Source organism: Stenotrophomonas sp. AS012628 (assembly GCF_010608305.1).
Classification (GTDB): domain Bacteria; phylum Pseudomonadota; class Gammaproteobacteria; order Xanthomonadales; family Xanthomonadaceae; genus Stenotrophomonas; species Stenotrophomonas geniculata.
The window spans coordinates 1-19,746 of sequence record NZ_VMBJ01000064.1; the positions used below are offsets into that span (position 1 = coordinate 1).

The 19,746-nt window shown below is 66.7% G+C and carries 17 protein-coding genes; 8 read left to right on the forward strand and 9 right to left on the reverse strand.

Annotation, left to right across the window (positions count from 1 at the left end; translation table 11 throughout):
• Positions 1–52 precede the first annotated feature (52 nt).
• Both G5A07_RS19820 and G5A07_RS19825 read right to left on the reverse strand, forming a co-directional pair.
• A complete protein-coding gene (locus G5A07_RS19820; RefSeq protein ID WP_010483956.1) occupies positions 53–559 on the reverse strand; it encodes a hypothetical protein in 507 nt (168 codons plus the stop codon).
• 220 nt (positions 560–779) lie between these two features.
• Positions 780–1,871, reverse strand: a complete 1,092-nt coding sequence (locus G5A07_RS19825; RefSeq protein ID WP_010483958.1) for an OmpA family protein — start codon at positions 1,869–1,871, stop codon at positions 780–782.
• A 357-nt stretch (positions 1,872–2,228) separates the two neighbouring features.
• Here G5A07_RS19825 and G5A07_RS19830 point away from each other — a divergent pair, with 357 nt between their 5' ends.
• From G5A07_RS19830 to G5A07_RS19850, 5 genes are all read left to right on the forward strand, one after another.
• Entirely contained in the window at positions 2,229–3,248 is a 1,020-nt protein-coding gene (locus tag G5A07_RS19830; RefSeq protein WP_043401399.1) for a zinc-binding alcohol dehydrogenase family protein, read from the forward strand.
• A 173-nt stretch (positions 3,249–3,421) separates the two neighbouring features.
• Complete coding sequence (locus G5A07_RS19835; RefSeq protein ID WP_019337047.1) at positions 3,422–4,054, forward strand: membrane protein; 633 nt, start codon at positions 3,422–3,424, stop codon at positions 4,052–4,054.
• A gap of 101 nt (positions 4,055–4,155) precedes the next feature.
• Positions 4,156–6,186 carry an NADPH-dependent 2,4-dienoyl-CoA reductase gene (locus tag G5A07_RS19840; protein WP_191863882.1) on the forward strand — a complete coding sequence of 677 codons (2,031 nt, stop codon included), beginning with the start codon at positions 4,156–4,158 and terminating at the stop codon, positions 6,184–6,186.
• A 298-nt stretch (positions 6,187–6,484) separates the two neighbouring features.
• Positions 6,485–6,943, forward strand: a complete 459-nt coding sequence (locus G5A07_RS19845) for a cell wall hydrolase (protein WP_004154513.1) — start codon at positions 6,485–6,487, stop codon at positions 6,941–6,943.
• An 84-nt stretch (positions 6,944–7,027) separates the two neighbouring features.
• Positions 7,028–7,639: a glutathione S-transferase N-terminal domain-containing protein gene (locus G5A07_RS19850; RefSeq protein WP_043401403.1), complete on the forward strand. Its 612-nt coding sequence runs from the start codon at positions 7,028–7,030 to the stop codon at positions 7,637–7,639.
• A 67-nt stretch (positions 7,640–7,706) separates the two neighbouring features.
• On the opposite strand, the gene G5A07_RS19855 is transcribed toward G5A07_RS19850, so the two are convergent.
• The 6 genes from G5A07_RS19855 to G5A07_RS19880 form a co-directional block, all read right to left on the reverse strand.
• Complete coding sequence (locus G5A07_RS19855) at positions 7,707–8,762, reverse strand: suppressor of fused domain protein (RefSeq protein ID WP_191863883.1); 1,056 nt, start codon at positions 8,760–8,762, stop codon at positions 7,707–7,709.
• A 46-nt stretch (positions 8,763–8,808) separates the two neighbouring features.
• Complete coding sequence (locus tag G5A07_RS19860) at positions 8,809–9,312, reverse strand: hypothetical protein (RefSeq protein ID WP_191863884.1); 504 nt, start codon at positions 9,310–9,312, stop codon at positions 8,809–8,811.
• A gap of 195 nt (positions 9,313–9,507) precedes the next feature.
• The gene (gene prpE / locus G5A07_RS19865) at positions 9,508–11,388 is read right to left on the reverse strand and encodes a propionate--CoA ligase (protein WP_126559608.1); all 1,881 of its coding nucleotides are present in this window, start codon (positions 11,386–11,388) and stop codon (positions 9,508–9,510) included.
• A gap of 349 nt (positions 11,389–11,737) precedes the next feature.
• Entirely contained in the window at positions 11,738–12,352 is a 615-nt protein-coding gene (locus tag G5A07_RS19870; RefSeq protein WP_057502487.1) for an RluA family pseudouridine synthase, read from the reverse strand.
• Between the two features lie 123 nt (positions 12,353–12,475).
• Positions 12,476–13,462, reverse strand: a complete 987-nt coding sequence (locus tag G5A07_RS19875) for a malate dehydrogenase (protein ID WP_004153634.1) — start codon at positions 13,460–13,462, stop codon at positions 12,476–12,478.
• Positions 13,463–13,580: 118 nt separating this feature from the next.
• A complete protein-coding gene (locus G5A07_RS19880) occupies positions 13,581–14,072 on the reverse strand; it encodes a peptidylprolyl isomerase (RefSeq protein WP_004153629.1) in 492 nt (163 codons plus the stop codon).
• A gap of 273 nt (positions 14,073–14,345) precedes the next feature.
• On the opposite strand from G5A07_RS19880, the gene typA reads away from it, so the two are divergent.
• From typA to G5A07_RS19895, 3 genes are read left to right on the forward strand one after another with little or no spacing between them, the layout of a single operon-like run.
• Entirely contained in the window at positions 14,346–16,193 is a 1,848-nt protein-coding gene (gene typA, locus G5A07_RS19885; RefSeq protein ID WP_049455386.1) for a translational GTPase TypA, read from the forward strand.
• A gap of 11 nt (positions 16,194–16,204) precedes the next feature.
• Entirely contained in the window at positions 16,205–16,672 is a 468-nt protein-coding gene (locus G5A07_RS19890) for a DUF2127 domain-containing protein (RefSeq protein WP_005408223.1), read from the forward strand.
• A 41-nt stretch (positions 16,673–16,713) separates the two neighbouring features.
• Positions 16,714–18,336 carry an amidase gene (locus G5A07_RS19895; protein ID WP_099560332.1) on the forward strand — a complete coding sequence of 541 codons (1,623 nt, stop codon included), beginning with the start codon at positions 16,714–16,716 and terminating at the stop codon, positions 18,334–18,336.
• 72 nt (positions 18,337–18,408) lie between these two features.
• On the opposite strand, the gene G5A07_RS19900 is transcribed toward G5A07_RS19895, so the two are convergent.
• Entirely contained in the window at positions 18,409–19,596 is a 1,188-nt protein-coding gene (locus tag G5A07_RS19900) for a mechanosensitive ion channel family protein (RefSeq protein WP_316248769.1), read from the reverse strand.
• Between the last annotated feature and the right edge of the window lie 150 nt (positions 19,597–19,746).

Sequence of the window (19,746 nt, forward strand, 5' to 3'; positions counted from 1 at the left end):
GCGGGGGCGGCAGGTGGGCGGCGCGTGCGCAAGCCTCTGCTCCCCGCGGCGCTTACTTCTTGTCGACCGGCTTGGTCTCAGCCGGTGCTTCGGCCGGAGCCGGGGTGGCGGCCGGAGCCGGACGTGCCTTGACCACACGCACGCCACGCGCCTTCATCCAGGCATCGAACTCTTCAGCGGTCATGCGCTTGCCGTTCTGGCTCATGTCGAAGCGCCAGGGCGTGTTGTCGAATTCGGTCTGCGGCTTGTAGGCCGCCGGATCGTTCGGCTTCACCGCCGGTGCGCTCGGAATGGCCTTGGCGATGTTCTGGCAGCCGTCGATGCGCAGGCGCTGAAGCACCTGGTCCAGCGACTGCGACGGATCGTAGTTGCTGCTCAGCACACCGGCCGGCATGCCCAGCTGGTTGCCACGGATGTAGAGCTCGTCGGCCACCGGCGCAATGGTCGTGGCCGGCAACGGCAGCGGCGAGGCGCTGGTGTTGACCGAGCAATCGACCGCAGCGTGGGCGGCGGGAACCAGGGCCAGCGCCAGGAAGGCGGCCGATGCAGAGCGCAGCATGAAGGGCATCCAGGAAAGGAAGTGACGCGGCGAGTTTAGCAATGCCGCGACAGCTTTCAAGCGCCACTTTCAATGAATACGGCAACTCATTGGTTTTACGAACAAAAAACCGACGAACGGTTGCCTGCGTAGCAGTAGATACCCGGATTCCGGGCCGCAGAAACAACAAGACCCGGCCGAAGCCGGGTCCTGCTGTGTCTTACGGGCAGAGCGTCAGAACTTAGTTCTGGACGTTCAGCTCGGTACGACGGTTCTTGGCGCGACCTTCCGGGTTGTCCGAACCATCCGGGTTGGTGTTCGGAGCAATCGGACGGCTCTCACCGTAGCCGATCGGGCCGACCAGGCGACCGGCGTCAACGCCGTTCTTGGTCAGGTAGTTGTACACGGCGGTAGCACGACGCTCCGACAGCTTCTGGTTGTAAGCGTCGGTACCCTTCGAGTCGGTGTGACCGGCAACTTCAACGCGCAGATCCGGGTAACGCTTCAGGATCTCGGTGGCTTCGCTCAGGATCGCCACGGCGTCCGGACGCAGGTTCGACTTGTCGAAGTCGAAGTTGACGCCCTTCAGGTCGATGGAGACCGGCACCGGGCAACCGTCCGGACCGATGGTCTGACCCGGCTGCGAGTTCGGGCACTTGTCGTCGCAGTTGTTGACGCCGTCACCGTCGTCGTCCAGGTCGGCGCAGCTCGGGGCAACCGGAGCCGGAGCCGGAGCAGCCGCGACCGGAGCCGGGCCCAGCGGGATCACGACGCCGACCGAAGCCAGCACGTCGCCGAACCAGTCTTCCTTCGGAGCGGCAACGCTCTGGTCGTCGAAGTCAGCGCGGTAGGCCACTTCGGCGCGGACAGCAACGCGCTTTTCGAAGGTGGTCTGCAGGCCGACGCCCAGCTTGGCGGCAACGTTGCCGTCCTTACGCTGGCGCGGACCATTGGCATTCAGCGCCGGGTACTCTTCTTCCGACTTCTGGTAGCCCAGGCCACCGACGATGTACGGGTTCCAGCCGCGGCCTTCCTTGATGAAGTGGCGACGCAGGTCCAGCGAGACGCCGTACTGCGACCAGTTCAGGTCCTTGTTCGAATCGAAGTTCGGGTTCTGATAGTTCAGCTCACCGTCCAGCGACCAGTTCGGGCTGATGAACTTGCCCAGGCCCAGGGTCACGAACGGAGCGTCATTGGTCAGACGGTCGCTGTCCTGGAAGTTGAAGCCGGCCGAACCGGTCAGGTACCAGCGGTCATCGAACTCCTGCGCCGAAGCTGCCTGGGCAAAAGCCAGGCCGCCCAGCAGCGCGGCAGTAAGGATCTTCTTGTTCATTGAGTACAGCTCCTATTTCGGGGGTATGAAACCGGTAGAGGCATGGGCCAGCACAAGTGCGTCGATGTACGACAGCCGATTCAGCACGCCACCGCCGCGAACATTATGCTCAGGCGGGTGAAGGCCATGTTAACAGTCCCGTAACATGTGAAGTGTTGCGCCCGACCGTCCACCGGTCCGACGTTGAAACCCTATACAGGATGATGAAAATCCGCAAGACCCTCACGCTGCAAGGGTTTGACGGGGTTTAGGCGGGGAAAACGACATATTGCGCAACGTACTGCATCACACGGTTCAGCGTGTTTGCGGAAAGGTGAGGAACCTTATGATGGAGCCACGAACCCAGCCGGAGCCGTGATGAAAGCCGTCGCCCTGAGTCGTGAATCCGCCCCTGCCCTGTGCGATATCCACCTGCCCCCGCCGCTGCCTCCCCGGGGGCGTGACCTGCTGGTCCGGGTCGAGGCGGTTTCGGTCAACCCCGTCGATGGCAAGCAGCGTGCCAGCACGGATCCGGCCACGCTCCAGGCGCCCCGCGTGCTGGGTTGGGACGCCGCCGGCGTGGTCGAGGCGATCGGCGACGAGGCCAGCCTGTTCGCCTCTGGTGACGAGGTCTATTACGCCGGTGATGTCACCCGCCCCGGCTGCAATGCGCAGTACCAGTGGGTGGACGAACGCCTGGTCGCGCGCAAACCCACCACGCTGGATTTCGCTGAGGCCGCAGCGCTGCCGCTGACCACGCTCACCGCCTGGGAGCTGCTGTTCGAGCGCATGCCCCTGCGCCTGGACGATCGCCGCCACGCCGGCCAGCACCTGCTGGTGATCGGCGGTGCGGGCGGGGTCGGCTCGATGGCGATCCAGCTGGCCCGCCATGCGGGTTTCGAGGTGATCGCCACGGCGTCGCGCGAGGCCTCGGCCGACTGGTGCCGGCAGATGGGTGCCCGGCACGTGATCGACCACCGGCAACCGCTTCAGGCCCAGCTGCAGGCGCTGGGCATCGACGCGGTGCAGGTCGCACTCAACCTGGCCGACACCGATCACTACTGGGACGAACTGGGCCTGTTGCTGGCGCCGCAGGGACACGTCGGCCTGATCGTCGAGCCACGTGGGCCGCTGCGGATCGGCGATCCCTACAAGGCCAAGTGCATCGGCATCCACTGGGAGTTCATGTTCGCGCGCTCGCGCTTTGCCACTGCCGACTGCATCGAGCAGCACCGCATCCTCAGCCGCACGGCCAGCATGATCGATGCCGGCCAGCTGCGCGGCACCCTCAGCGAGACGCTGGGCCCGATCAATGCGACAAATCTGGACATCGCGCATCAGCGCCTGGCCGGCGGACGCACGGTGGGCAAGCTGGCGCTGGCAGGCTGGGGCGACTGACGCGTCATGTAGCGCCGAGCCCATGCTCGGCTGGTGGTGCCAGGCAAAGCAGCCGAGCATGGGCTCGGCGCTACAGATTCCGCCTGTAGCGGCGGATTGGTCGGCATCTGTATCTATTGAAGTGACTGGATCGGGATTACGGTGGGAACAGATCCCCCTCCCCCGAGACCGCCATGCCCACCGCCCTGCCCCTGCGCATGCTGCAACTGATCGCCGGCCTGTTCCTGTACGGCTTCGGCGCATCGCTGATGATCCGTGCCGCCATCGGCGTGGCGCCCTGGGACGTGCTGTCGCAGGGCATCGCCGCGCAGACGCCGCTCTCGTTCGGGCTGGCCACCAATGTGATCGGTGCGCTGGTGCTGCTGCTGTGGTGGCCGCTGCGGCAGAAGCCGGGCGTTGGCACCGTGCTCAACGTGATGCTGATCGGCCCGTCCGCGCAGTTCGGGCTGTGGCTGCTGCCGCCGGCGGTCGGCCTGGGCTGGCAGCTGGCGATGTTCTGCGCCGGCATGCTGCTGGTCGCGCTGGCCACCGGCCTGTATATCGGCGCCAAGCTGGGCCCTGGCCCGCGCGACGGCCTGATGACCGGCCTGCACGCCCGTACCGGCTGGCCGATCTGGAAAGTGCGCAGCCTGATCGAGGGCAGCGTGCTGCTGCTGGGCTGGTGGCTGGGCGGCAATGTCGGCCTCGGCACGCTGGCCTTCGCCCTGCTGATCGGGCCGCTGTGCGGAATGACGCTGGGCTGGTTCGGAATTGGCCGGCCGATGCCCGGACCGCGCCCGGCGAGCGCACAGCGCGGCCACGGGTAGCCGCGTCCCCGGGCATGGCCCGGCGCTACCGATTCGCCAGCCCTTGCTCCGGCCGCCGTTTCGCGGCACGCTTCGCGCTTCCGTACGCAAGCGTATCGACCATGTCGCCAGCCAACGAAAGCGCCTATCCCCACCTGTTCGCCCCGCTGGACCTGGGCTTCACCCAGCTGCGCAACCGCGTATTGATGGGCTCGATGCACACCGGCCTGGAGGATCGCGCCCGCGACTTCCCGCGGCTGGCGGCCTATTTCGCCGAACGCGCCGAGGGCGGCGTCGGCCTGATCGTCACCGGTGGCTTCGCGCCGAATGTAGTGGGCTGGTTGAAGCCGTTCGGCGGCAAGCTGTCCTGGCCGTGGGAAGTACGCCCGCACCGCCAGCTCACCGCCGCCGCGCACCAGCACGGCGCGAAGATCTGCCTGCAGCTGCTGCATGCCGGCCGCTATGCCTACCACCCTTTGTCGGTGGCGCCGTCGAAGCTGAAGGCACCGATCAACCCGTTCACCCCGCGCGCGCTCTCGGCCAGCGGCGTCGAGCGCCATATCGCCGACTACGCACGCAGCGCGAAGCTGGCCCGCGAGGCCGGCTACGACGGCGTGGAAGTGATGGGCTCGGAGGGCTACCTCATCAACGAGTTCATCGCCCCGCGCACCAACAAGCGCACCGATGCCTGGGGTGGCGACGCGCGCCAGCGCATGCGCTTCGCGGTGGAGATCGTGCGCCGTATCCGCGAGGCCTGCGGCCCGGACTTCATCATCATCTACCGCCTGTCGCTGGTGGATCTGGTGGACGACGGCAGCAACTGGGAAGAGATCGTGCAGCAGGCGCAGGCGATCGAGGCAGCCGGCGCAACGATCATCAATTCCGGCATCGGCTGGCACGAAGCGCGCATCCCGACCATCGCCACCTCGGTGCCGCGCGCTGCCTTCGCCGGGGTCACCGCCAAGCTCAAGCCGCATGTGAAGGTGCCGCTGGTGGCGACCAACCGCATCAACATGCCCGACGTCGCTGAGCGCATCCTCGCCGATGGCGGCGCCGACATGGTGTCGCTGGCGCGGCCGCTGCTGGCCGACCCGCAGTGGCCGAACAAGGCCCGTGCCGGCCGCGCCGAGGCGATCAACACCTGCATCGCCTGCAACCAGGCCTGCCTGGACCACGTGTTCGAGAACAAGCTGGCCAGTTGCCTGGTCAACCCGCGCGCCGCCCACGAGACCGAGCTGGTCTACCGCCCCACCACTACGCCGAAGAAGGTTGCCGTGGTCGGTGCAGGCCCCGCCGGCCTGGCCTGTGCCACCGTCGCTGCCCAGCGCGGCCACCAGGTCACCCTGTTCGATGCCGGCGACGAGATCGGCGGGCAGTTCAACGTGGCCAAGCGCATCCCCGGCAAGGAAGAGTTCTACGAGACCCTGCGCTACTTCCGCCACACGCTGCAGGAGACCGGCGTGCAGCTGCGCCTCGGCACCCGTGCTGATGCCGCCAACCTGGCCGGCTTCGACGAGGTGGTGCTGGCCACCGGCATCACCCCGCGCAAGGTCGATTTCCCCGGCGCCGACCACGCCAAGGTGGTCAGCTATCTGGACGTGCTGCTGGGGCGGGTCGAAGTGGGCACCAATGCGGCGATCATCGGCGCCGGTGGCATCGGCTTCGATGTCGGCGAATTCCTCAGCCACGCCGGTGAGTCTCCCTCGCTGGACCCGCAGCGCTGGATGGCCGAATGGGGCGTGGACAGCACGTTCGAGGCCCGCGGCTCGCTGGCCAGGCCGCAGGCCGAGGCATCACCGCGGCGGCTGTGGCTGCTGCAGCGCAGCCCGGGCAAGCCCGGCGCGCGACTGGGCAAGACCACCGGCTGGATCCATCGCGCCACGCTGAAGGCCAAGGGCGTGCGCATGCTCGGCGGCGTCGAGTACCTGGGCGTGGACGACGAGGGCCTGCGCATCCGCGTGGAAGGCAGCGAACAGCTGCTGCCGGTCGACCATGTGGTGATCTGCGCCGGGCAGGAACCGAACCGCGCATTGCAGGCCGAACTGCAGGCCGCCGGCATCAACGCGCAGCTGATCGGCGGTGCCGACGTGGCCGCCGAACTGGACGCGAAGCGGGCAATCGACCAGGGCAGCCGGGTGGCCGCCACGCTCTGATGAGCGCCTGAATGGGGGGCGGAATGTGATTTCCGTCACCCCTGCCGAACCTGAATGTCAAGCCGCACGGTTCACGATGCGTTCGGCTATCCCCCCCTACCTTGCGCCATCTTTCCGCTCACCAGCCAGTTTCCGGTGAGCCGGCGCAGCCCCCTCGATCGGTACTGATCGTTTCTTTTGGGGCTGCCCACGGGGCGGCCCCGATGGCCGCCTCCCCATGACGCCAAGTCGTACCCCGCCTCCTGTCGCCCCCGCGGCAGGAACCGGAGGGTGCGGCCCACACGGAGCAAGGAGTTATATGAAACTGGCTTGGATTCTCTGGCTGTCGCAGTTGTTGCCGCAGCCGGCCGCTGATTCATTGTGTTTGAGCACCACCGTTTACCTGGAAGCCCGCGACCAGACCCTGCGGGGCCAGCAGGCCGTCGCCGAGGTCGCCCTGCGCCGTCTCGACAGTGGCCTGTGGGGCGACTCGATGTGCCAGGTGGTCACCGCGCGCAAGCAGTTCGCACCGACCATCGTCTCCCCCGGTACCCAGCTGGGCAACGACGCGGCCTGGAGCGAGGCGATGAACGTGGCCTTCGACGCCGAGCGCAACTGGGCGCTGCCGGCCGGCGAGCGCCGCGAGATCGTGCCCGGTGCCAGCCACTTCGCCGCGCTGTCCATCGCCAGCCCGAACTGGCGCAATGCGTACCAGGTGGCCACCATCGGCGATCACACCTTCTACAAGGTGCAGAACCTCAAGCCGCGGCAGTCGTAACGATCCGTGCTGGCGGCAGCGTTGCCGCCCGCGGGCAGGCTCTGGGATAGTGGGCGTTTCCCGCCCGCATCACCTGGAGTTCCCATGAAGCTGTACAGCAAGCCCGGTGCCTGTTCCACCGCCGACCACATCGCCCTGCAGTGGACCGGCCAGCCGTTCGAGGTTGAACTGCTGAACAAGGACACCCTGAAGGGGCCGGAATTCCTCAAGATCAATCCGGCCGGTGCCGTCCCCGCACTGGTCGACGGCGACTTCGTGCTGCTGCAGAACGCCGCGATCATGGGCTATATCGCCGACACCTACCCGCAGGCCGGCCTCGGCGGCGATGGCAGCCCGCGCCAGCGCGCCGAAGCCACCCGCTGGCTGGCCTTCGTCAATTCCGATGTGCATCCGGCCTTCTCGCCGCTGTTCGCGCCGGGCAAGTTCATCGCCGACGAGAGCCAGTTCGATGCGATCCGCGCCGCCGCGCACAAGCGCCTGCGTGGCCTGTTCGAGACCGCCGACAAGCAGCTGGCCGACAAGCCGTGGCTGGCCGGCTTCCGCAGCTTCGCCGATCCGTACTTCTACATCACCCTGCGCTGGGCCGCCGGCGCCAAGGTCGACCTGTCCGGCCTGGACAACCTGGCCGCCTACAAGGCGCGCATGGATGCCGACGCCGGCGTGCAGGCCGCGCTGAAGGCTGAAGGCCTGGCCTGATCTTGACCTGGGGTCGGATCCGTCTGCGCAGCAGGCGGCTCTGACCCCCTCGGTTCCAGCAGCGTGATCAGCCGATCTGGCGGATCACTTCGCCCTTGGCATCGCGCAGGTAGGTCGGCACCACTTCGATGCGCAGCGCCTCCACCACCGGGTAGATACCGCGCTCGGCACGCACGCCCGCCAGAGCCCGCAATCCCGCCTCGTCCAGTGCCCAGCGCGCGTTGTCGGCGGAGACGTCGCCCACTTCACCGCCCCTGGCCGGAACGAACTCCCACTGCCGCTCGCGGCTGACCAGTTCCAGCGATCTGCCGTGGCGCAGGCGCAGCGGCAGCAGCTCGCACACGCTGGCGACCTGGCCGGCCCCCAGCACCAGGGTGGTGACGCCCGCCTCCTGCCGCCAATCCAGTGTCTCGATGAACAACATGCCGGTACTGGAGCCCTCGCGCTCGCTGCCGGCCTGCACCTGTGCGGCCAGCGCCGGTTCCTCCAGCAGGTTGCCGCGATGCAGGTCGCTGATCCACAGCGGCATCGCCGGTTGCAGCGCCTGCAGCACGCCGCGCGTCGACCAGCGCTTGACCGCTTCCATCTCCTCATCGGTCAGCCCGACCAGCTGCAGGAACTGCAGGTGGCCATTGGCGGTGTCGCGTGCGGGCAACTGCGGATCCGCGACGAAGGCCAGATGGCACAAGCGCGTGCCGGTCTCCAGCGCGATCGGGCCGTTGGCATTGAGATGGTGACCGTCCTCGAACACGTTGCCACTGCCGAACACATAGCGCGCCAGGTTCTGCAGCAGGTTCATCGGCCACACCGGCGGGGTGCTGCCGGCGTTCTCACCGGCGTCGGCAGCGAGGCGGAAGGTCAGCTCGAAACCATAGCCGCTGGTGGCGGCATCACTGCTCTCCTTGGCATACAGTTCGGAGAAGCCATAAGTGATGTAGTGCCAGTGGGGTACCGGCGCATCCACCCAGTACACGCTGATGCCATCCAGCGGATCCTGGCCACCGAGCGTGTAAGGCAGCGCGGTGCCGAAATGACGCGGCTCCTGCCCGGCATACAGGGGCGCCAGCGCCGCATTGATCGCGTCCCAGCCGGGGGTATCGGTGTCGTCGTGGTCGTCCTGCACGCGGGACTCCTTGTGGGGAAGTGAACCGATAACTTTACGCGGTGAGTCAGGCCTGCACGACCTCATTGCCAGCGTTCACCACCGCCGCCTGGGTTTCCTGCCACCAGCGCTGCGCCAGCGCCGGGCTGCGCGCCTTTCCCACCGCGGCCAGCAGCTCCGGGCACAGGCGTTCCAACGCCAGTGCATCGGTGCAGCGTTCAATCTTCAACTGCATGAAGTAGCCCTTCAGGCCGAGGTGGCGCCGCACCGCCTCGCTCATCGCGTCGTACAACTGCTGGTACAACGCCGGATCCTGTTCGCGGCCGGTGCTGATGCCACGTGCCGGTGCCACCTCGGCATTGCCACCGATCACTTCGATCAGGCCCTGCGCTTCCAGCTGCTCCAGTGCATCGGCCGGTGCGCGCAGGCCGTCGAACAGGCCGCGCAGTTCGGTGTCGTCACGATGGCCATCGACCATCAGCAGGATCGAGCGCAGTGCTGCCGGCAGGCGCCGGCCACGGTCTTCGATTTCCTGACGGCCAGCAGCCGTCTTGGCGTGCAGCAATGCCATTGCATCCCCCCGATCCTTGATGCGCTTCACCTGCGCGCCCTGGCGGGCGCGCTCCCCTGGGGCCGAGCTTAGCGCACCGGTTGCAGGGGGGAAGCTGCGGTGCAGCAACGCCCTCCCCTGAAGAGCCGAGCCCATGCTCGGCTGCTTTGGCAAGGCATGCGGAGCCGAGGATCGGCTCGGCTCTACAGAAGCAGGTCAGCGCCCCAGCGCCCGGCGGATCTCCTCCAGCGCGCTGGGATCATCCAGCGTCGACAGGTCACCCGGATCACGCTGTTCGGCCAGCGCCTGCAGCGAGCGCCGCAGCAACTTGCCGGAGCGGGTCTTGGGCAGTGCGTTGACCACATGCACATGCGCCGGGCGCGCGACCGCGCCGAGCGAGGTGGTCACCGTGGCCATCATCTCCGCCACCACCGGCGCCGGATCCTCACCATCGAGCCCCTGCTTGAGGGTGACGAACACCAGCGGCACCTGTCCCTTCAACTCGTCCTTGACCCCGATCACCGCCGCCTCGGCCACGCGCGGATGGCTGGAAATGGCTTCCTCGATCTCACGCGTGCCGAGGCGATGCCCGGCCACGTTGATCACATCATCAGTGCGCCCCAGGATGAAGGTGTAGCCATCGTCGTCGCGGATCGCCCAGTCCAGCGAGCTGTACAACAGTTCCTTGAAGTGGCTGAAGTAGCTCTGCAGGAAGCGGCTGTCATCGTTCCACACGGTGCTCATGCAACCCGGCGGCAACGGTGGCGACACCACCAGCACGCCCTTCTGCCCCGGCGCGACTTCCTCGCCGGTGTTCTCGTCGATCACCTTCATCCGGTAACCGAGATTGGGGAAACCGGGTGAACCGAAGCGCACCGGCTTCATTTCCAGGCCCGGCAGCAGGGTCAGCGCCGGCCAGCCGGTTTCGGTCTGCCAGTAGTTGTCGATGATCGGCTTGCCCAGCGCCTCACTGATCCAGTGCGCGGTGGGTTCGTCCAGTGGCTCGCCGGCCAGGAACAGGTACTTCAGTGCGCCCAGGTCATGCCGGTGGATGAAGTCCGCGTCGTGCTTCTTCAGCACGCGGATGGCGGTAGGCGAAGAGAACATCGTACGCACGTTGTACTGCTCGCACAGCGCCCACCAGATGCCCGGATCGGGGTTGGTCGGCAGCCCTTCGTACAGCAGCGAGGTGCAGCCACCGATCAGCGGGCCGTAGACGTTGTAGGAATGGCCGACGGCCCAGCCGACGTCGGAGGTGGAAAACATCACCTGCCCTGGCTTGCAGTCGAACACGGTTTCCATCGACTGCGCCATCGCCACCGCATAGCCACCGACATCACGCTGCACGCCCTTCGGCTTGCCGGTGGTGCCGGAGGTATACAGCAGGTAGCTCGGCTCGCTCGCTTCCAGCCACTGCACCGGTACATCGACCTCACCGATCTGCGCGCGCAACGTGGCGTACTCCACGTCACGGCCCGGCACGCGCGGTTCGGCTGCGTCCAGTCCGCGCGACACGATCAGCACGTGCGGTGGTGGCGAGGCCGCTTCGGCGCAGGCGGCGTCGACCATCGGTTTGTACGGAATCAGCTTGCCACCGCGCATGCCGGCATCGGCGGCGATGAGCAGCCTGGGCTTCGCATCGTCGATGCGCAGCGCCAGGTTGTGCGCGGCGAAGCCACCAAACACCACCGAGTGCACCGCACCGATGCGCGCGCAGGCCAGCATCGCGAACACGGCTTCGGCCATGTTCGGCATGTAGATCACCACGCGGTCACCGTGACCGACGCCGAGGTGCTTGAGCACGGCGGCGAAGTCGTTCACTTCGCGATACAGCTGGCGATAGGTGATCTCACGCGTGCTGTTGGTTTCGGTGGAGATGGCGACCAGCGCGAGCTGGTCGGCGCGCTCGGCCAGGTGGCGATCCACGGCGTTGTAGCAGAGATTGGTTTCACCCCCGACGAACCAGCGCCGGAACGGCGGGTTGCTGTAGTCGAGCACCTGCTGCGGCGGTTTGTGCCAATGGATGCGCTTGGCTTCCTCGCCCCAGAAGGCCTCCGGCTCGTCGATCGAGCGACGGTAGGTTTCCTCGTAGTTCATGACGCAGCCCTCCCAGACAAAGTCATGGGTTCGAGGATAGTCCGGCGCTGGCGTGCGGGCCGCCCTACCTTGGTAGGGGGTGGGTTTGTTCTGCAGGGCTTGCAGCCCTGCACCTGCAGAAGCCGAAGCAACAGCAGAAGCTGGCTTACCGGGGATGGCGGGGCACTGTGGGTGTGCGAGGTGTGAGCGGCATGGATGCCGCGACCAAGCCCCCCATGGATGGGTTCACGGCGTCCCCGCACACCCACAGTGCCCCGCCATCCCGCGGAATGCCGCTTTAGTTTTTGACGTTGCTGTTGCTGTTGCCTGAAAGCTTCGGCAGGTGCAGGGCTGCAAGCCCTGCCGGCCCCTAGAACGGAGCCGCGGACTCGAACGCGAGCGCCTCGCCCGTCAGCGGATGCGTAAACCGCAGGCTGCGCGCATGCAGATGCACGCGTTGCGCCGGTGCCGCGTCATACAGCACATCGCCGACGATCGGATGGCCAAGGCTGGCCATGTGCAGGCGCAGCTGATGGCTGCGGCCGGTGATCGGTTCCAGTTCCACGCGCGTGCGCTGCGCTTCAACATCACGAGCCAACACGCGCCAACGCGTCAGCGCCGGCTTGCCGCGCTCATGGTCGACCATCTGCTTCGGCCGGTTCGGCCAGTCCACGATCAATGGCAGGTCCACTTCGCCGGCATCACCCTCGAGCAGCCCCTGCACCACCGCTTCATACCGCTTGCCGACCTGGCGCCGCTCGAACTGCATCGACAGCGCCGCCTGCATGTCCTTGCCACGCGCATGCAGCAGCAGCCCGGAGGTCACCTGATCCAAGCGGTGCACGGTCAACGAATCCGGGTACAGCGCCTGCAGGCGCCCGACCACGCAGTCCTGGTTCTCGGCGCTGCGGCCAGGCACGGACAGCAGGCCGGCCGGCTTCTCGGCCACCAGCAGCGCGTCGTCGATGTAGTGCAGGTGGATCATGCGGCTCCGTATCCGTCCAAACAAAAACGGGGAAGCCGAAGCTTCCCCGTTTTCTGCGTACCGACCAGCGGTCGGTACCTACCTTGATGGAAGACGTACCGGCCGGAGCCGGTACCGCCTGCATCAGCCCAGCAGGTGGGCGACGCCGGCGCGCTCTTCTTCCAGCTCGGCCAGGGTCTTGTCGATGTACTTCTGGCTGAAGTCGTCGATCGGCAGATCCTTGACCAGGGTGTACTTGCCGTTCTCGGTGGTCACTGCAAAGCCGAAGATCACGCCTTCCGGAATGCCGTAGGAACCGTCGGACGGCACGCCCATGGTGACCCACTTGCCGTTGCTGCCCAGCACCCAGTCACGCACATGGTCGATGGCAGCGTTGGCGGCCGAAGCAGCCGAGGACGAGCCACGGGCTTCGATGATCGCCGCGCCGCGCTTGCCCACGGTCGGGATGAAGGTGTTGGCGTTCCACTCCTGGTCGTTGATCGCATCGGCGATCGATGCGCCATCGGCGGTGGCGAAACGGTAATCCGGGTACATGGTCGGGCTGTGGTTGCCCCACACGACCAGCTTCTCCATGCCACCGACCGGCTTGCCCAGCTTGGTCGACAGCTGGCTCAGCGCGCGGTTGTGGTCCAGGCGCAGCATGGCGGTGAAGTTTTCCGGCTTCAGGTCCGGCGCCGACTTCATGGCGATGTAGGCGTTGGTGTTGGCCGGGTTGCCGACCACCAGCACCTTCACGTCACGGCTGGCGACCTTGTTCAGCGCTGCGCCCTGGGCGGTGAAGATCTTGGCGTTTTCCAGCAGCAGGTCCTTGCGCTCCATGCCCGGGCCACGCGGACGTGCGCCGACCAGCAGGGCGATGTCGGCGTCCTTGAACGCGACTTCGGCGTCATCGGTGCCGACCATGCCGGCCAGCAGCGGGAAGGCGCAGTCTTCCAGCTCCATCATCACGCCCTTCAGGGCGGCCTGGGCCTTGTCGACCGGCAGTTCCAGCAGCTGCAGGATGACCGGCTGGTCCTTGCCCAGCATTTCGCCGGAGGCGATGCGGAACAGCAGGGCATAACCGATCTGGCCGGCGGCGCCGGTCACGGCAACACGAACGGGTGCTTTCATGGGGGTTTCCTCTTGCTTGCAAGCGTTTGATGGGACGCCGCGGGCGTGGCCACGCTGGCCTGGCGGGCGGCGGGGAACAGGGAAACGGCCACCCGTGGGTGGCCGTCTCGAAGGGGGATCAGGCGGCGAGGTGCTTGTTCCACTCCGCGACGCGCTCGGCCTGGGCGGCCAGCACGGCGTCGACGTCGCCTTCCAGGGTGATCGAATGGATCACGTCGCCCTGCTTGACCGAATCGACGATGGCCTGGCCTTCCAGGACCTTGCCGAAGACGGTGTGGCGGCCGTCCAGCCAGTCGGTCTTGATGTGGGTGATGAAGAACTGGCTGCCGTTGGTGTTCGGGCCGGCGTTGGCCATCGACAGCGAGCCGACCTCGTGCTTCACGCCATTCTTCTCGTCTTCGAACTTGTAGCCCGGGCCGCCGGTGCCACGACCCTGCGGGCAGCCGCCCTGGATCATGAAGTCGGCGATCACGCGGTGGAAGATCAGGCCGTCATAGAAACCGTGCTTGACCAGGTTCACGAAGTTGGCCACGGTCAGCGGCGCCTTGTCGGCGAACAGCTCGACCTTGATCGGGCCCTGGGTGGTGTCGAAAGTGGCGATGAGGGACATGAAGATCCTTGATGCAGAGGGGAACGCGTCTAGCCACCTAGTTTACACCTGCCTCGTGGCGGCGGCGGCTTCGACCATGGGCGCAGATCCGCGCTTCAGCCGCCGGCGGGGGAGCGCCACACAACGGTCCTGGCGGCCTCGGCCGCCGCTGCGGACAGCCAGCTGAATGGGCCCCATGACCGGCGTGAAATCCACCTTTTCGCGAATCGTCAAGTTCGACGTATAATGTTGGACTTCTTTTTCCAAATCCGGCGCCGACTGGCCCCCTTTCGTATGTCCATCGAAAATCTTCGCAACATCGCCATCGTCGCCCACGTCGACCATGGCAAGACCACCCTGGTCGACCAGCTGCTGAAGCAGTCCGGCACCCTGTCCGAGCGCACCGTCCTCGCCGAGCGCGTGATGGACAGCAACGACCAGGAAAAGGAACGCGGCATCACCATCCTGGCCAAGAACACCGCCATCACCTGGGAAGACAAGAAGACCGGCATCAAGAACCGGATCAACATCGTCGACACCCCCGGCCACGCCGACTTCGGTGGTGAGGTCGAGCGCGTGCTGTCGATGGTCGACACCGTGCTGATCCTGGTCGACGCGATGGACGGCCCGATGCCGCAGACCCGCTTCGTGACCCAGAAGGCCTTCGCGATGGGCTTCAAGCCGATCGTCGTGGTCAACAAGGTCGACCGTCCGGGCGCCCGTCCGGAATGGGTGATCGACCAGGTCTTCGACCTGTTCGACAAGCTCGGCGCGACCAACGAGCAGCTGGACTTCCCGATCGTCTACGCCTCGGGCCTGAACGGCTACGCCGGCCTGGAAGACACCGTGCGCGACGGCGACATGACCCCGCTGTACGAAGCGATCATGCAGCACGCGCCGCGTCCGGAAGTGGACCCGGAAGGCCCGTTCCAGATGCGCATCAGCCAGCTGGACTACAACAACTTCGTGGGCGTGATCGGCATCGGCCGCATCCAGCGCGGCACCCTGAAGAAGAACATGCAGGTCGCGGTCATCGACCGTGAAGGCAAGAAGCGCAACGGCAAGGTGCTGCAGGTGCTGGGCTTCATGGGCCTGGAGCGCATCGAGCAGGATTCGGCCGAGGCCGGCGACATCGTGGCCATCTCCGGCATCCAGGAGCTGACCATCTCCGACACCATCTGCGCGCCGGACTTCCCGGAAGCCCTGCCGGCGCTGACCGTCGACGAGCCGACCATCTCGATGACCTTCCAGGTCAACAACTCGCCGTTCGCCGGCAACAAGGACCTGTCCGGTGGCAAGTTCCTGACCAGCCGCCAGATCAAGGACCGCCTGGACCGTGAAAAGGTCCACAACGTGGCCCTGAAGGTCGAGCAGCTGGAAGACGCCGACAAGTTCCTGGTCTCCGGCCGTGGCGAACTGCACCTGTCGGTGCTGATCGAGAACATGCGCCGCGAAGGCTACGAGCTGGCCGTGTCGCGCCCGGAAGTGATCATCAAGGAAATCGACGGCCAGCTGATGGAGCCGATCGAGCAGCTGGTGGTGGACATCGAAGAAATCCACCAGGGCGGCGTGATGGAAAAGCTGGGCACCCGCAAGGGCCAGCTGAAGAACATGGAATCGGACGGCAAGGGCCGCGTGCGCCTGGAATACTCGATCCCGGCCCGTGGCCTGATCGGCTTCCAGAACGAGTTCAAGACCCTGACCCAGGGTTCGGGCCTGCTGTTCCACGTGTTCGACCACTACGGTCCGAAGGAACAGGGCGCGATTGCCAAGCGCATCAACGGCGTGATGATCGCCAATGCGCCGGGCACCACGCCGGCCTACTCGCTGGGCCCGCTGCAGGAACGCGGCAAGCTGTTCGCAGCTGAAGGCGACAACGTGTATGAAGGTCAGCTGGTCGGCATCCACTCCAAGGACAACGACCTGACCGTCAACGCGATCAAGACCAAGCCGCTGACCAACATGCGCGCTTCGGGCAAGGACGATGCGATCCAGCTGACCCCGGCGATCAAGTACTCGCTGGAACAGGCCTTGGACTTCATCGAAGACGACGAGCTGGTCGAGATCACCCCGAAGGAGATCCGTCTGCGCAAGAAGTTCCTGACCGAAAGCGACCGCAAGAAGGCTTCGCGCGGCGGCTGAGCCAGCACCCCGTGAACCAGAGCGGCTACAACCCGGATCCACACCGGCATCCGGGTCTCCATGTCATCGCCCTGCTCGAAGCGAGCAAGGCGATGCTGGCGCTGTTGGCCGCCACCGGGCTGGAAGTGCTCGGACCGCAGCCGCTACGGCACGGCATCATGGCCCTGATCCGGCGTTTCAGCCTGGATCCGGACCATGGCACCCTGCCCTCGCTGCTGCACATGATCAGCCCCGACGCGGTCCACCTGGCCGCGGCGGGGATGATCGGCTACGGCCTGCTGCACCTGGTTGAGGCCTGGGGCCTGTGGCGGGCCAAGGCCTGGGCTTCCTGGCTGGGCTGCCTGACCGCCGCCCTGTACCTGCCGTTCGACATCTTCGCGATCATCCGCCATCCCGGCTGGCCGTCGTGGACGATCCTGGCGATCAACCTGATCGTGGTCTACGTCCTCGCCCGCGACCTGCGCAAGCGTCACCGCTGAGCACCCGCTACACTGGGGATTGGAGCCGACCAAGCCGCCCCATGCGCCCGTCCTTGCCGCCTCTGCTGACCTGCCTGCTCGCCGCGCTGCCGGCGCTGCTTTCGGCTGGCTGCAGCCCGGCCACGCCCAGCGCGCATGCGGCCGAACCTGCGAGCCGCAACGTGCCGTTCCCGTACGCCGAAACCGATGTTGCCGACCTGCAGGCGCGAATGTCCGCCGGTGAACTGGACAGCACCACCCTGACCCAGGCCTACCTGCAGCGCATCGCCGCCCTGGACCGCACCGGGCCGCGCCTGCGCGCAGTGATCGAGCTCAACCCCGATGCCCTGAAGGAAGCCGCCGCGCGCGACCGCGAGCGCCGCGAAGGACGCCTGCGCGGCCCGCTGCATGGCATCCCGCTGCTGCTGAAGGACAACATCAACGCCGCGCCGATGGCCACCAGCGCCGGCTCACTGGCCCTGCAGGGCTTCCGTCCGGACGATGCCTACCTGGTGCGCCGGCTGCGCGAAGCCGGTGCGGTGGTGCTGGGCAAGACCAATCTGAGCGAATGGGCCAATTTCCGCGGCAATGATTCCATCTCCGGCTGGAGCGCGCGCGGTGGCCAGACCCGCAATCCCTATCGGCTGAGTCATTCGCCCTGTGGCTCCAGCAGCGGCAGCGCGGTGGCCGTGGCCGCCAACCTCGCCAGCGTGGCGATCGGTACCGAGACCGATGGCAGCATCGTCTGCCCGGCGGCGATCAACGGCGTGGTCGGCCTGAAGCCAACCGTCGGCCTGGTCAGCCGCGACGGCATCATCCCGATCTCCTTCAGCCAGGACACTGCCGGGCCGATGGCACGCAGCGTCGCCGACGCTGCCGCCGTGCTGACCGCGATCGCCGGCCGCGATGATGCCGACCCGGCCACCGCGACCATGCCCGGCCGCGCGGTCTACGACTACACCGCACGCCTGGACCCGCAGGGCCTGCGCGGCAAACGCATCGGCCTGCTGCAGACGCCGCTGCTGAAGTACCGCGGCATGCCGCCGCTGATCGATCAGGCAGCGACCGAGCTGCGTCGCGCTGGTGCCGTCGTGGTCCCCGTCGAGTTGCCCAACCAGGGCGCCTGGGCCGAAGCCGAGCGCACGCTGCTGCTGTACGAATTCAAGGCCGGGCTGGAGCGCTACTTCAGCACCCACCGCGCGCCGTTGCGCAGCCTGGCCGAACTGATTGCCTTCAACCAGGCGCACAGCAAGCAGGAACTGGGCCTGTTCGGCCAGGAGCTGCTGGTAGAGGCCGATGCCACTGCTGGCCTGGCCGACCCCGCCTACATCCGCGCGCGCAGCGATGCGCGCCGCCTGGCCGGCCCGGAAGGCATCGACGCCGCCCTCGCCGCCCACCAGCTCGACGCGCTGGTCGCACCCACCACCGGTGTGGCATGGCCGATCCGCAGCGAAGGCGACGACTTCCCCGGCGAGAGCTACAGCGCGGCCGCCGTGGCCGGCTATCCCAGCCTCAGCGTACCGATGGGCCAGATCGATGGCCTGCCGGTCGGCCTGCTGTTCATGGGCACCGCCTGGAGCGAGCCGAAGCTGATCGAAATGGCCTACGCCTACGAGCAGCGCACGCGCGCACGGCGCCCGCCGCACTTCGATACCGATGCATTGATCGACGCCGGCGAGCCGTGATCGTGTTTTTGTAGAGCCGAGCCCACGCTCGGCTTCACCGGAAAATCGAAAGCGGCCGAGCATGGCCCGGCTCTACAGAGGCTGGTCAGGCTCCGCCGGCACGATCGCCGCTTCACCATCCTCCGCGCCAGGCGAACGCACATCCGCGGTGCGCGCACGTGGGCCGCGCGGCATATCCAGCTCGTCTTCGTGTTGCAGCCGCGCACGCACCTGCGGCAGCGACTGCGGATGCTCACGCGCGAGGAAGTCGAGCATGCGCTCGCGTACCAGGCAACGCAGGTCGAAGGCATCACCGGAGCTGCGCGCGCTGACCAGCAGTCGCACCTGGATCGCACGCTCGCTGGTCTCGGTCACCTGGGTCACGCAGACCCGGCCATCCCACAGCGCTTCGCCACGACAGATGCGCTCCAGTTCGGCGCGGATCGCCGCGATCGGCGCCCGGTAGTCCAGCCACAGAAACGCAGTGCCGAGCAGATCGGCACTGCGCCGCGTCCAGTTCTGGAACGGGTTCTCGATGAACCAGGTCAACGGCACCACCATCCGCCGCTCATCCCAGATGCGCACCACCACGTAACTGCTGCCGATCTCCTCGATGCGGCCCCATTCGCCTTCGACGATCACCACGTCATCCAGGCGGATCGGCTGCGTCACTGCAATCTGCAGGCCAGCGATCAGGTTGCCGAACACCGGCTTGGCCGCGATACCGGCCACCAGACCGATCAGGCCCGCCGAGGCCAGCAGCGCGGTACCGATCTTCTGCACCATCGGGAAGGTCAGCAGCACCAACGACGCGCCCAGGACGACAATGCCGCCCATCAGCACACGACTGAGCACCCGCGTCTGCGTCTGGATGCGGCGCGCCTCCAGGTTATCGGAGACATCGATGGGATGGCTGCGCAGGATCGCGCGCTCACCGGCCGCCACCGCGCGTACAAGCAACCAGATGAAGCACGCGGTCAGCGCGATGTGCAGCACATGCTGCAGATTGCCCAGCAACGGATCCTGCAGCGGTGTGGCCTGCAACGCGGGAATCAACACCAGCAGCGGCCATGCAGTGGCCATCGGAAGCCCGAGCACACGGCCGATGCGGGCGCGCCGTCGATCACGCCCCTTCAGCCGATGGTAGATCCACAGGATCAGCCACGCGCCGATGCCACCCACTACTGCTGCCAATCCCAACGGCCATGCGTAGGCCTGTGCGCTTTGCCAGTGCACTGTTGCCACCTCCACTCGAACAGCCAAGCAGACAGCCTCGCGCATGGGGCATGAGCGTCACGTCAGCCGTTCGTAGGCAGGGTGTTGATCGGCAGGGCTTGCAGCCCTGCACCTGCTGCGAGCTGGAGCAACAGCAACAGCAACAGCCGAAGCAGAAGCGGGTTTCCTGTGGGATGGCGGGGTGGGTCCGGTTGC